At 70.2% G+C, this 12,258-nt stretch carries 15 protein-coding genes; 7 read left to right on the top strand and 8 right to left on the bottom strand.

Annotation, left to right across the window (positions count from 1 at the left end; all coding sequences use genetic code 11):
- Positions 1–282: a hypothetical protein gene (locus tag AB4Z18_RS12845; RefSeq protein ID WP_441783127.1), complete on the top strand. Its 282-nt coding sequence runs from the start codon at positions 1–3 to the stop codon at positions 280–282.
- Positions 283–288: 6 nt separating this feature from the next.
- Here AB4Z18_RS12845 and AB4Z18_RS12840 read toward each other — a convergent pair whose 3' ends face one another.
- A complete protein-coding gene (locus AB4Z18_RS12840; protein ID WP_441783126.1) occupies positions 289–1,398 on the bottom strand; it encodes a S1C family serine protease in 1,110 nt (369 codons plus the stop codon).
- A gap of 151 nt (positions 1,399–1,549) precedes the next feature.
- Between AB4Z18_RS12840 and AB4Z18_RS12835 the strand changes: the two genes are divergently transcribed.
- The 3 genes from AB4Z18_RS12835 to AB4Z18_RS12825 all read left to right on the top strand — a co-directional run bounded on the left by AB4Z18_RS12835 (position 1,550) and on the right by AB4Z18_RS12825 (position 4,362).
- Complete coding sequence (locus tag AB4Z18_RS12835; RefSeq protein ID WP_441783125.1) at positions 1,550–1,738, top strand: hypothetical protein; 189 nt, start codon at positions 1,550–1,552, stop codon at positions 1,736–1,738.
- An 81-nt stretch (positions 1,739–1,819) separates the two neighbouring features.
- Complete coding sequence (locus AB4Z18_RS12830) at positions 1,820–2,044, top strand: hypothetical protein (protein WP_441783124.1); 225 nt, start codon at positions 1,820–1,822, stop codon at positions 2,042–2,044.
- An 8-nt stretch (positions 2,045–2,052) separates the two neighbouring features.
- Positions 2,053–4,362 (top strand): ATP-binding protein, encoded by a 2,310-nt coding sequence (locus AB4Z18_RS12825; RefSeq protein WP_441783123.1) that lies wholly within the window; start codon positions 2,053–2,055, stop codon positions 4,360–4,362.
- A gap of 63 nt (positions 4,363–4,425) precedes the next feature.
- Here the strand turns inward: AB4Z18_RS12825 and AB4Z18_RS12820 are convergent, their stop codons facing one another.
- Together AB4Z18_RS12820 and AB4Z18_RS12815 are read right to left on the bottom strand one after the other, a co-directional pair.
- On the bottom strand, positions 4,426–4,983 hold the full coding sequence (locus AB4Z18_RS12820; protein WP_441783122.1) for an RNA polymerase sigma factor: 558 nt from the start codon (positions 4,981–4,983) through the stop codon (positions 4,426–4,428).
- Between the two features lie 102 nt (positions 4,984–5,085).
- The gene (locus tag AB4Z18_RS12815; protein WP_441783121.1) at positions 5,086–6,075 is read right to left on the bottom strand and encodes a UDP-N-acetylglucosamine 2-epimerase; all 990 of its coding nucleotides are present in this window, start codon (positions 6,073–6,075) and stop codon (positions 5,086–5,088) included.
- Positions 6,076–6,162: 87 nt separating this feature from the next.
- Here AB4Z18_RS12815 and AB4Z18_RS12810 point away from each other — a divergent pair, with 87 nt between their 5' ends.
- Positions 6,163–6,447, top strand: a complete 285-nt coding sequence (locus tag AB4Z18_RS12810; RefSeq protein WP_441783120.1) for a GNAT family N-acetyltransferase — start codon at positions 6,163–6,165, stop codon at positions 6,445–6,447.
- Here AB4Z18_RS12810 and AB4Z18_RS12805 read toward each other — a convergent pair.
- Positions 6,407–6,778, bottom strand: a complete 372-nt coding sequence (locus AB4Z18_RS12805; RefSeq protein WP_441783119.1) for a hypothetical protein — start codon at positions 6,776–6,778, stop codon at positions 6,407–6,409. The two genes, AB4Z18_RS12810 and AB4Z18_RS12805, sit on opposite strands and share 41 nt — an antisense overlap.
- A gap of 82 nt (positions 6,779–6,860) precedes the next feature.
- Here AB4Z18_RS12805 and AB4Z18_RS12800 point away from each other — a divergent pair, with 82 nt between their 5' ends.
- The gene (locus tag AB4Z18_RS12800; RefSeq protein WP_441783118.1) at positions 6,861–8,012 is read left to right on the top strand and encodes a glycerate kinase; all 1,152 of its coding nucleotides are present in this window, start codon (positions 6,861–6,863) and stop codon (positions 8,010–8,012) included.
- 8 nt (positions 8,013–8,020) lie between these two features.
- On the opposite strand, the gene AB4Z18_RS12795 is transcribed toward AB4Z18_RS12800, so the two are convergent.
- From AB4Z18_RS12795 to AB4Z18_RS12780, 4 genes are all read right to left on the bottom strand, one after another.
- The gene (locus AB4Z18_RS12795) at positions 8,021–9,070 is read right to left on the bottom strand and encodes a lipoate--protein ligase family protein (protein ID WP_441783117.1); all 1,050 of its coding nucleotides are present in this window, start codon (positions 9,068–9,070) and stop codon (positions 8,021–8,023) included.
- A 46-nt stretch (positions 9,071–9,116) separates the two neighbouring features.
- Positions 9,117–9,329 carry a hypothetical protein gene (locus AB4Z18_RS12790; protein ID WP_441783116.1) on the bottom strand — a complete coding sequence of 71 codons (213 nt, stop codon included), beginning with the start codon at positions 9,327–9,329 and terminating at the stop codon, positions 9,117–9,119.
- A 58-nt stretch (positions 9,330–9,387) separates the two neighbouring features.
- Positions 9,388–10,632, bottom strand: a complete 1,245-nt coding sequence (locus tag AB4Z18_RS12785; RefSeq protein ID WP_441783115.1) for an alpha/beta hydrolase — start codon at positions 10,630–10,632, stop codon at positions 9,388–9,390.
- Between the two features lie 245 nt (positions 10,633–10,877).
- Positions 10,878–11,750: an alpha/beta hydrolase gene (locus AB4Z18_RS12780; protein ID WP_441783114.1), complete on the bottom strand. Its 873-nt coding sequence runs from the start codon at positions 11,748–11,750 to the stop codon at positions 10,878–10,880.
- 72 nt (positions 11,751–11,822) lie between these two features.
- Between AB4Z18_RS12780 and AB4Z18_RS12775 the strand changes: the two genes are divergently transcribed.
- On the top strand, positions 11,823–12,254 hold the full coding sequence (locus tag AB4Z18_RS12775; RefSeq protein ID WP_441783113.1) for a MarR family winged helix-turn-helix transcriptional regulator: 432 nt from the start codon (positions 11,823–11,825) through the stop codon (positions 12,252–12,254).
- Positions 12,255–12,258: the final 4 nt, after the last annotated feature.

The raw sequence follows: 12,258 nt of genomic DNA, 5'->3' as shown, positions 1-12,258 counted from the left end.
ATGAGAACGACGACCTGGAACCCCCGCGAGCGCGCTGCTGGACTGGTCAGCGTCATCACCGATGGATGGCGGGGTGAGGTGATCACACCGCTCATCCCTCGCGATCCCACCTCGCCGTTGCGCTCCGCACTCCTCAATGAGAGGGCGGAACGGCTGAGCGAGCTCCGCACGCTCGACTTCCGCGTGTTCACCACCGTGCGGCTCGAGGAAGCCGGCACCGGCGACCATTACCGGATCATCGATCGGTTCAAGTCGGCGGCAGAGGTCGCCCGCCCGGCATGAGCCGGCTCATCCCGCGCCCAGCGTGACGGTCGCCTTCTCGGTCTTGCCGTCGCGCAGATAGGTGACCTGCACGTCATCACCAGGTGCGCTGGTGAGCTGGATGGCGGTCAGGTCGTCCACGCTCGCGACCGGCTTGCCGTCCACCTGGGTGATGATGTCGCCGGCGGCGAGGCCCGCAACGGCGGCGGGTCCACCCGGAGTGACCGATTGGACGTACAGCCCGGACGGCGCCTCGCCTGCGCCCGGTTCTATCGGGCTGACGGCGATGCCGAATGTCGGGTAGACCACCTTGCCCGTCTCGATGATCTGTTTCGCGATCGGGAAGGCGACCGCCCCCGGGACCGCGAACCCGATACCGACGCTGCCTCCCCCGGCGACGCCGGTCGCGCCGGGAACAGTGGCGATCGCCGAGTTCACGCCGACGAGCCGCCCACCGCAGTCCACCAGCGCACCGCCCGAGTTTCCGGGGTTAATGGAGGCGTCTGTCTGAATGGCGTCGGCGAGCACGGCATTGCGGTCCCCGTCTCCCTGGACGGGGACGGTGCGCCCGAGAGCGCTGACCACACCGGTGGTGACGGTGCTGGAGAGCCCCAGCGGCGCGCCGAGGGCGACCACCGGCTGGCCGACCTTGAGGGTCGTCGAATCTCCCTGTTGGATAACGGGCAGGGCAGATGCCTGAACCTTGATGACGGCGATGTCGGCACGCTCCGAACGTCCGATCAGTCGTGCCGGGTGCGTGCTGCCGTCGCTGTAGAGTACGACGATCTCCGCCCCCTCCGCGGCCGGTGCGATCACGTGATTGTTCGTCAGGATGTAACCGTCGGCGGTGATGATCTCCCCGCTTCCGGTTCCGCCCGAGCCGTCGGCGGCCGAGACGCCGATCGTGACGATCGTCGGAAGCACGTCGCTTGCAACACGCTCGGCGTCGCACACCGACGGCGAGCTGGCCGCCGGCGCCCGGGAGGGAAGCATCCCGATCAGAGAGCCGGTCGACCGGATGGCGAGGCCACCGAGCACGCCGGCGCCGAGCAGAATGACGGCGGCCAGCACCGCGAGGAGCACGATCGCCCACGCCGGGAAGCGACCCGACCTGCGTGCGTGGCTGCCGTTCGACATGCGGATATGGTCCCGTCGGATGCGAGCACCTGGCTAGACAGTTGGTCCTGCCCTGCGGAACGTCACCAGTCCGCTATAGCCAACCAGCCGCCGGACACGTCAAGCTGTGCCCGTTGACACGTCTCGACCGTGGGGGAAGAGGTGCAGTGCGTTGACCGAGGATTCGAGCCCTTCGCCGTGGCCGGAACGGCGTGACTGGGGACGCGCCTTCGAGCATGCGGAGGTCGTCGGCGTGGAGATCCTCGCCACCGAGGTGCGCGTGCGCCTGCGCTCGGGGGTCGAGCTGGAGTGGCCGCTGAACCCGCCTGGGCGGGATCGGAACACCGACGATATTGCATAGTGCGCAACCTCCTTCGCAGTGTCACGATGTAGCACGCCGACACCGGTTGGTCCGACACCTGCCGGGCAGAAGGAGGCAACGATGGCTGACGACAGCGACTACATCCACCCGCCCCACCCTCCGCGCCTGAGAGAGCATGTCGGTCTGATCCGGTGGAGTCGCGACGTCGCGGGTGAGTGGGTCACCGAGACCATCACCGGTCAGTTCGCCGGCGGCGACTCGCGACGCTGGGTCCTCCGCCTCTACACCGGTATCGAACTGGAGTACGACCTGGAGGAGTGGGCTCCGTACCAGCCGCACCTCTGACGGATCGTATGCACGCATCCAGCTCATTGCACGGTCTCCCTGCGCGCCTCGACCCCATGATCGGGCGGCGCGAGGAGGTGTCCCTCGTGCGTCGGCTGCTGCAGACCTCCACACGCCTGGTCACGCTGACCGGCACGGCGGGCGTTGGGAAGAGCCGTCTAGCGGCGGCCGTCGCAGAATCGCTGCTGCGCTCCGTCTCCGGCGTCTGGTACGTCGATCTGCGCGGGCGCGGCGGCGAGGTGGCCTCGGCCATCGCCCACGAACTCAAGGTCGACCCAGGTGAGGACGCGGTGGGCGCCGTCATCGCGGCGATCGGCGACACCGACACGCTGCTTCTGCTCGACGACGCGGATGGGGCGGTTGAGGAGGCGTCGGCCGTGGTCGATGCCCTGCTGGTAGCCTGCTCCGGCGTCCGGATCATCGTGACGAGCCGGGAGCCGCTCGCCTCGAGCGGGCAGGCCCTCGTCGCTGTCGGCCCCTTCCTGCACCGCGACCTGACCGCCACCAGCGACGCCGTCCGGCTGTTCGCAGAGCGCGCCGCGACGGGAGACGCCCGCTTCACCGTCGATGACACCACCCTGCCGCAGGTCGTCGCGATCTGCGAGGCGACGCACGGCGTCCCGCTGGCGATCGAGCTGGCCGCCGCGCAACTGCAGTTCATGGACGCCCAGACCTTGGCACGGCGGATGGGCGATCAGCTTCACGCGCTGGAACCGACGGGTTCGGAGTCGCGCTCGCTGCGCGCGGCGGTCGAGGACAGCTGGCGGCGCTGCAGCCCGCTCGAACGGCGGGTGTGGTCGGACCTCAGCGTCCTCGCACCCGGCTGGGATTTGGAGCTGGGCGAGGCCATGGCGGGCCGTGCCGCCGGTGATGCGCACGCTGCCACGACGGCGGTGAAGCAACTGGTCCGTCGGTCCGTGGTCCACCGGCGCCGCGCCGAAGGCGGGGTGCGTTACGAGTTGCTGCCGGCGATCCGGGAGTTCGGCGCCGAGAAGCTCGAGCATCGGCGCGAGGCCGAGGGGCACTTCCTGCTGTGCATGCTGGCCAGACTGCACGACGCGGAGGACGACTGGTTCTCCGACCGGCAGGCGGAGATCCTGCGACGGCTGCGCGGGGACATCCCGAATATCCGTCGCGCGGTGAAGACGGCCGCGTCGCACGGCGAAGCGGACCGCGCGGTCGAACTGACCGTCACCGCGTGGCGCCAGGCCTGGCAGATCCACGGCAGCGCGGACGAACTGGGGAGCTGGCTCACCATCGCCTTGCGGTCGGGCACCCTTTCCCCCTACTGGGCCGCGTTGGGCCATGGCCTTCGTTCGGTGGTGTACAGCCAGAGCGGGAAGCCGAACCTGGCGGAGCGCGAACAGGAGGAGGCGGTCTCGGCGTTGGCTGAGCTTCGCGAGGAAGAGTCCGGCCGCCCCGAACTGGTACGCGAGGCCGATGCAGCGGTGCGGAGCGCCACCGAGGCCGTGGAGCGGGACGACGGCGCAGCCGTACTCGCCCTTCGCGGCCTGATGCAGGACCTCGGCGAGGATGCGTACCGCTTCGGCCGCACCAACATCCCGCAACGCCTGGCGGCCCGCCTGCTCGCTCGGGGCGAGCGGGCAGCCGGGTACGCGGCGGGCGACGGGGTGCTCGAGCGTGGGCAGGTGGCTGGGGACCGGTTCGAGCGGTCGTTCGTGCTCACCACCCGGGCCGCGGCGGCGGCCGCCACCGGCGACTACGAGACCACCGCCGAGAATGCCCGCGCCGCCCTGCTCCTGAAGCGCGGGCTGGGCAATCTGCTCGGCGTCGCCCAGGCGCTGGAGCTCCTGGCCGATGTCGCCCGCGAGCAGGCGGACCCGGCCCGGGGCGCGACCCTGCTCGGGACCGCGGCAGGCCGGTGGGAGGAGGCCGGCGCGATCCAGGCGAACTATCCCCCCTACTTCTACGACAGGGAGACCACCGAACGGGCGCTCCGCCACCGGATGGGCGACCCGGCTTTCGAGAAGGCGTTCGCGTACGGTCGGGAGCTCGGCGAGGACGAGAGCATCGACTTCGCGCTGCGCGGGGTCGTCGAGGCGCGCACGCGATCCATCGTCCCGGCGTCGCCGCTCGGCCCCGCGCTGACGCCGCGCGAGAGGCAGGTGGCGGCGCTGGTCGCCGATGGCGAGTCGAACAAGGCGATCGCGCGTCGGCTGTTCGTCTCCATCCGCACCGTCGAAGCGCACGTGCAGAACGCTCTGGTGAAGCTCGGGCTCCGGTCCCGTACCGAGTTGGCGCTCTGGTACCGCGAGCACGCGGGGGAACGCGCGGGAGCGCACACCGTGGCCTCGTGACGGTCGCGACCGCTCACCCGGGAAGCGCACGCGTAGCACGCGCACTCCCCGGGGCGGACATCGTCAGGCGGCGAGCGTCAGCTCGTCGCGGGTCGTGGCGAGGGCGGTGCGGAGACCATTGCGGGCGCGGGCGGCCAGAGCCGTCGCCGCTCCCGTGGTCATCCCCATCGCCTCGGCCGCCAGGCTCATCGGCAGTTCGTGGACGCAGGTGAGAAGCAGGATGCGCTGCCAGCGCTCGGGCAGGCCGCGGAACGGCCGTTCCAGCTCGCCGAGGTCGCGGACCTCGAACCCGCAGGCGCCGGCGGCAGTGTCGTCCGTCAGGGGCACGAGTCGCAGTCGCGCCTCCCGCGCACCCCAGGTGGCGGCGACGTTCCGGATCGCCGTGCGGAGGTAGTGCGCGAAACCCTGGGTGGGTCCGTTGCCGTTGCGCAGTGCCGCGAAGACCTTGGCGAAGGCCTCCTGGACGATGTCCTCCGCGCCGAACCGGGAGGTGGTGGCCCGCGCCACGTGGTGCGCCCACCGCTGGTAGCGGTCCCACAGCTCGCCGAAGACCGCATGCTCGCCCTGGCGAACGCGGTGCAGCAGTTCCAGGTCGGTCGCGCGGACAGCGGTGGCGGTCATCAGGTCTCCTCGATCGCATCCCGGTCGGAAGGCGTTCACGACCGGATGACCTCAGACTCGATCGGGCGACGCCTCCGCGAGAACGAGGAAACTACCGAAGCACTACCGAGCTCCGACCACCCGTTCCGCACGGGAGAAGTCGAGGAGGCGATCACCCGCCCCCAACAGCGCAGCGAGCGCGGCCACGACACGGTCCGAGGCGTGTCCGTCGCCGAACGGACTGACCACGTCCGCCATGGCGGCGAGACGCAGCGGGTCGGCCAGCAGTTCGGCCACCTCCTGCACGATGCTTTCGACGCGCGGGCCGATCACCCGCGAGCAGCCCGCCAGGATCCCCTCCGGTCTCTCCGTCGTCGTGCCGAGCACGAGCACCGGGGTGCTCAGCGTCGGCGCGATCTCTTCGATCGCGGCGCGGTCGGTGACGACCAGCACCGCCCGCTCGACCAGGACCGCCAGCTCGGTGAGCGGGAGCAGGGGAACGGCGCGGATGTTCGTCGGCCGGGTCGGCGCGGCGGCGAGCCCGGCGTGAAGCGCGAGGCCTGCCCCGTCACAGAGAACGAAATCGTGATGCGGGAACCGGGCCGCAATCAGACGGACGGCAGTGCCGACGCGCTGCAGGGCGGCGGCGTCACCCTCGGCACCGTGGGCCGCGATCAGGACGACAGCGCGGCCGGGCGGCGCAGCTCCCCGCAGCGGCAGCACCGCATCCACGACGGTGTCACCGGTGACGACGATGCGCTCCTCCGGGACGCCGGAGGCGAGCAGGATGCGCTCGGCGTGTTCGGTCGGAGCGAGGTGGAGGGAGGCGATCCTGCCGATCCCCCGCCGGGCCGGCTCGCACGCGGGGACGCCGGCCCGATGTCCGTCCCGTCTGCCCGCGTCGACGTGCACGACCGGGATGCCCCGCTCGGCGGCCGCCAGCGCCGCCTGCAACCCCGACTGCGTGCCCCCGTGAATCAGCACGGCATCGGCCTGTGCCGCATCTGTCGCGTCAACGACGGCGAAGACCTCCGAAGCGTCGAGCGCGCGAACGATCGGCCGCATCCGGAGGTCGGCGTCGGGGCTTCCCCCGACGGGCAGGATTCTGAGCACGGCGGCTCCTCTCGCGAGGAGGGCGGGATAGCCCTCACCACTAGAGACGACGATGGTCTCCACTCCCTGACGAGGTAGCGTGGATTCATGAGCCTGACCGTGGAGAACCGGCCCGACGAGTCCCGCTACGTACTGCTGCAGGACGGCGAGGTGATCGGGCTCGCCGAGTACGAACTGCGCGACGACGCGATCGTGTTCACCCACACCGAGGTGGACGAGGAGAAGCGCGAGAGAGGGATGGCATCCACTCTCGTGCAGTCAGCTCTCGACGACGTGCGCGACAACTCGGAGCGCCGGGTCGTCGCGTCATGCCCCTACGTGCGGAGCTGGCTCAGCGAGCACCCCGACTACGCGGACCTGCAGGAGCGCTAGCCCGGCCGTCGTCGCTGGGCTCCCGGCCCTCGGCACGCTGGCCGTTTCCCGCCGAGCCGAGGTCGAGAACGATTTTGCCGCCCTCCCAGCCGGTGTCGCCCGCGTCCCCGGGAAGTGGCGCCGGTGCGGGGAGGAAGGACTGACGGTCGAGCTCCTGCTGCGCCTCGTGGCGGGTGGGAGCGAAAACCTCGTCGAAGGAGCCGCCGATGGCGCCGCTCATGGTGCCGGATCCGCGCTGAGCCTTGTTCGACAGGTCGATCCAGCCGAGCTTTACCGCGACGACGATCAGCGCGACGAACGCAGCAACGATCCCCACAACCCACCAATTCACGCCCTCCAGGGTATCGGAGGAGCTGTGGGCTTCCTGAGGACGGACCGATCGCGATCGGCCTCCCGGTGTAGCGTCACGTCTCGTGATCGATGCGCACGGCGAACACCGCGCCCGGATCGTCGTCGCACCCGACTCCTTCAAGGGGTCTGCCGGTGCAGACGTCGTCGCGGCGGCCATCGCGGAGGGCTGGCATCGGGTGCGGCCCGACGACGACCTGACGTTGCTGCCGATGGCCGACGGCGGCGAAGGCACAGTGGATGCGTTCCTCGCCGCCGTTCCCGGAGCGACCGAGCGCACGGCGATCGTCGATGGACCCGACGATCGTCCGGTCACCGCACGCTGGGCGCTGCTGCCGCCATCCGCGGACACACCCGGCGGAACGGCCGTCATCGAGGTCGCGCAGACCAGCGGCCTGAACCTGCTCGACTCGCTGCGACCCCTGGATGCGCACACCCGGGGTCTCGGTCAGGCGATCGCGCAGGCTCTGCGGGAAGGCGTCTCGCGCATCCTCGTCGGGCTCGGCGGAAGCGCCAGCAGCGACGGCGGGGCCGGCGCCCTCGCGGCCCTCGGCGCGCGGTTCACCACCGGAGACGGCACGACCGCTCGGGACGGCAATGCAGGTCTCGGCACGATCGAGGCGGCGGACCTGAGCGGCCTCCCTTCGCTTCCCGAGAGAGGCGTCGTGCTGCTGACGGACGTGCGCAGCCCGCTCCTCGGCGAGCGCGGCGCCGCGCGGGTCTTCGGCCCGCAGAAGGGCGCGTCGCCCGCCGAGGTCGAGACGATGGAGGAGAACGTCGCGAACTTCGTCCGTCGCCTCTCCGAGCACCGGCCGGACGCTGCTTCGATCAGCGCAGCGCCGGGCGCCGGTGCGGCCGGCGGGACCGGGTTCGGGCTCGCCCTGTGGGGAGCGACGACGAGATCAGGCGCCGAGGAGATCGCGGTCCAGGTGGGGCTTCCGGAGGCTGTGCAAGGGGCCGACCTCGTCATCACCGGCGAGGGCCGCTACGACGCGCAGACCGGTGAAGGGAAGGTCGCCGCGCACGTCGCATCCCTCGCCCGGGATGCCGGAGTGAACGTCGCGCTGATCGCCGGGCTCGTCGCGATGGAACCGGTGGGATTCACCGACCAGGTGGAGTTGACCTCGCTCGCCGGTTCGGCCACGGAGTCCGTGGCCGACGCTGCGAAGTGGGCGCGGCGGGCCGGGGAAGTCCTGGCGACGCGCTGGCGCGCCTGAGCCCCGCGTCACGGCACCCGGTAGAGCCACTCCTGAGTGTCGAACTTCTCGGCGACGAGCCTCTCGGCCGCAGCGTACTCGGCATCGGTGAGATCGCCGTCGGTCGCCCCGTACAGACTCTTGAATGTCAGCTTCATCTGCTCGATGATCTCAGCGCGGCTGAGTCCGGTCTGGCTGCGGAGCGGATCCACGCGCTTGGCCGCGCTCGTGATGCCCTTGTCGCTGATCTTCTCGCGACCGATGCGGAGCACCTCCGTCATCTTCTGGCCGTCCATGTCGTAGCTCATGGTGACGTGGTGCAGCACAGCGCCCGAGCCGAGGCGCTTCTGCGCGGCGCCGCCGATCTTGCCCGACGGGCTCGTGATGTCGTTGAGCGGCTGATACGCGGCGTCGATGCCGAGCGACTTGAGCGCGATGATCGCCCACTCGTCGAGGAAGGCGTAGCTGTCGGCGAAGCTCATCCCCTGCACCAGGTCGGCCGGTGCGTAGATCGAATAGGTGACGACCGATCCCGCCTCCATGAACATCGCGCCACCGCCGGTGATGCGGCGGACGACCTGGACGCCGTACTTCTCGGCGTTTACCGGGTCGACCTCGTTCTTGACCGACTGGAAGCTTCCGATCACCACGGCGGGCTCGTCCCACTCCCAGATCCGCAGGGTCGGCCCGCGGCGGCCCTCGCCCACTTCGTTCGTGAGCACCTCGTCGAGCGCGAGGTGCAGCTGCGGCGAGACGGCCTTGGCGTGAACGATCTGCCAGTCGTAGTCCCGCCAGCTGGTGGCTTTGGCGAGCGCGCGACGGACGGTCACGGCGACCGCCTCGGGCGAGAAGCCGAGTAGGCTCGCGCCCTCGGGCAGGGCCTCCTTGACGGCGGCGGCGATGGTCTTCGCGTCCGACTCGGCCGGGAGCCCGTTCACCGCGGCGTCGATGGCCTCGAGCGCGGTATCCGGTTCGAGGAAGAAGTCGCCGGCGAGCCGGAAGTCCGCGACCCGGCCGTCGACCACCTCCAGGTCGACCACGACGAGCTTGCCACCGGGGACCTTGTACTCACCATGCATACCCCCACCCTACGACCGCCGGGCGGGACGGATGCTCGGGCAGCGATCAGCGAGGCGGAGCGCCGGTCGGCTCGCCGAACTCGTCGATCTGCCGGTCCGGCCGGCGGGCGAAGCTCACGCCGATCCCGATCAGCAGGATGACGAGGAGGACCCCCAGGATGATGAGGATGTTGACGAAGTCGGACTCGTGCCCGGTGAACGTTCCCGGATTGTCGACCGGTGTGAACCTCCACAAGCCGAGTGCGGTGCTGATGCCCATGACGACCTCCCGCAACCAGTGTCGCCGCGCCTGTGCGCTCGCGAAAGACACTGCACGGTCAGAACGGAGTCACCCTCTTCCCCGTGCTCGGCAGACGCTGGTGCGTGATGGCGCGAGTCGCGTCGAGTGTTGTCGCAGAGGCGGTGTTGGCAAGCGACTCGGTTCCCCTATCCAGGTAGCCGAACCTCTCTGTGTGGGAAAGGAATCGTCTGATCCGCTCTCCGGCATCGCGGATCTTTGCCCACAGCGAGGATTTCGGGTTGTCGTTCCATGCGGAGTGCAGCACGGGTTCGTGCCCGGTCACGGCCTTGAGATGCTCAGCCGCGGCGCCATCGCAGCCGAACACGATCGCTCCGAACGCCGGCGAACGTGGATCCCTGCGGGAGAACTGGCCGAGGGACGCCACCGGATCCCGCGAGGACTCCCCCACATAGACGGACTCGGCGTGAAGCGCCGTCGCGTCGCCGACCGCGGGCTCGATTCCGGCAGAGCCGAGCATGACGACCGAGTGGATGCCGAGGTCAGCGCTCGCTAGAGCATCCGCCGTGAGCGTGGTGCCGTAGGAGTGGGCGACGACATTGAGTGCCGTGACCGGCTTCCCAGTGCTGCGAGTGGCCCGGAGCGCAGTGAGATCCCGCACCAGGTTGGGTGCCCCCTGCTCGGCATAGAAGCCGCGCGCCGCCTCGATGCTGGGCGGCGGAGGCGGCGGCTGATACCCCATCCACGCGATCACCGCACGCTTCTTCGCCGCACCCACCCGGCCCTGCGCCTCGTAGAGGTTGCGCGCCGCCAGCGTCCACAGGGGCATGTCGGTCGAGTAGGTTCCCATGCCCGGGATCAACCAGGTGACCTCGCTTGCGGTGTCGAGGTTCCCGACACTGATCGCGGCCAGAGGCGACGCGTCCGCCGTCAAGGCGACCAGCTGCCGTCGAGGTCTGAGTGCCTTCTCGATCGCACGGTAGGCCGCGAGCGAGGCCGCCGCCTGCCCGCGGCCCGGCCCCGTGGACGCGGCACGCTGCTGCATGACCGCGATCCGACTCGCGAGCGCCCGGCGGTTCAACCTGTCGCGGACCGCATAGGGCAGGCCGCCGAGATTGCCGTAGACGAGTGGGAGGGAGTCGCGCACGGACTCCCGCAGCTCGGCAGGCGCGTCCGCCCATTCGGCCGCGACGGCCTCAGGAGTCGCCGTCCGCAGATCCTTGATGATCTCCTCCGCTTGGACGTCGTGCGCACCGAGACCTCGTTGGCTGAGGGCGTTGCTCGCCGACGTAACCGTCGGCACGGCGTGCGGTGGGGAGAACACGACGATGCCCAGGAGAAGCGCACCCGAGAGGACGGACCCGAGACTGCGCCGAACTCTGCGACCGCGCGCACGCGACGTCGGGCGTGGCGGCATGGTGTCTCGATCCGACAGAAGGGGCACCGAACGCACTGCGCGCGCCCGGAGTCGGCGCGTGTGCCCCCTTCTGAAGACGGAGAGACTCCCCTCTCATGACGCCATCACACGTCGCGAGCGCTCGGACGAGGCCGAGAAGCGACCGCCGTGCCCTAGTCCCGCGGCGGGAACCGCTCGGCGAGCCAGGCGGTGAGGTCGTCGAACACCTCGGCGCGATTGATCTCGTTGAAGATCTCGTGGCGGGCGCCGTCGTAGACGATCGTGGTGACACTCGAGAGCCCCGACCGTGTCCGGTACGCCTGCTCGAGGCGGCGAGCGCTGACCGGGCCGCCCAGTGGATCGTCGGAGCCGACCTGGATGAGCACGGGGATGTCGGGGAGTCCGCGGGACGGCCGGCCGAGCAGCCGCGCCGCGTCGAGCATCCCGAACAGCTTCTGCAGCGGGGTAAGGGTGGTCAGCGGGTCGTCGACGAACGCCTGCGCGACGGCGGGGTCGCGGCTGAGCCACTCCGCGCCGGTGGTGCCGAGTGCGGCGAAGCGCTTGTTGAGGTCGCCGCCGTTCATCGATCCGAGCATCCTGTATGCGGTGCCAGACAGCACAATGGCGTCGTAGTCGTCGCCATTGCGGTTGAGGAGCAGCTGCCCGATGAGGGAGCCCCAGCTGTGGCCGACGTAGATGAGAGGGAGATCGGGGTTCTCTTCGCGGATGCGGAGGCTGAAGGCGTGCACGATGCGTACAGCGGCTCGGAGGCCGCCAGGCCCGAGTTTGCCGAGCCGCGTCGCGTCACCGTCCCACTGCTCCATCCCGGTGCGCCCGTGGCCGAGGTGGTCGTCGGCGTAGACGAGGAAGCCGGCACGCGCGAGATGCTCGGCGAGCTCGCGGTAGCGGCCGGCGTGCTCCCCTACTCCGTGGGCGAGTTGCACGACCGCCGACGGTCTTGCGCCCTCCGGCTGCGGCGCGTAGACATCGAAGTAGACGCGGACACCGCCTTCGGCGTCGAAGCTGCGTCCCTGTTCGCTCTGCACGGCCTCATTCTGTCGTACGCCGCAAGCGAAGGAGGTTTAGTTAGCCAGCCTAATTTGTTAGGCTAACTATGTATGAACGGACGCCTGTCGACCCACGACCTCAGCAGCGCCCTCCGCATCGCCGTGGCGCGGCTCTCCCGGCGCCTCCGCGCCGAGAAGGAGGACCACGAGCTCAGCGACTCGCAGACCGCCATCCTCGGCTACCTCGTCCGTGAGGGATCCGGCACGATCGGCCGGCTCAGCGAGTTCGAACGCGTGAAGCCGCCGTCGATGAACCGCACCGTCAACCGGCTGGAGCAGGCGGGCTATGTGGCGCGCACCTCCGACGACGCCGACGGACGCAAGGTCGTTGTGGTCCCCACCGATCGAGGCGCCGCGCTCGTGGCCGAGACCCGCAAGCGTCGCGACGCCTGGCTGCACCAGCGCCTGCGCACCCTCACCGCCGACCAGCGCGCCACCCTGGCGGCGGCCGCCGAGATCATTCGGGAGCTCGCCGACTCGTGAGTGC

Origin of the sequence: Leifsonia sp. 2TAF2, assembly GCF_052115085.1 — a bacterium.
In the GTDB taxonomy this organism is placed as follows: Bacteria; Actinomycetota; Actinomycetes; order Actinomycetales; family Microbacteriaceae; genus Leifsonia.
This window is presented reverse-complemented; position numbering and strand designations above follow the sequence as displayed.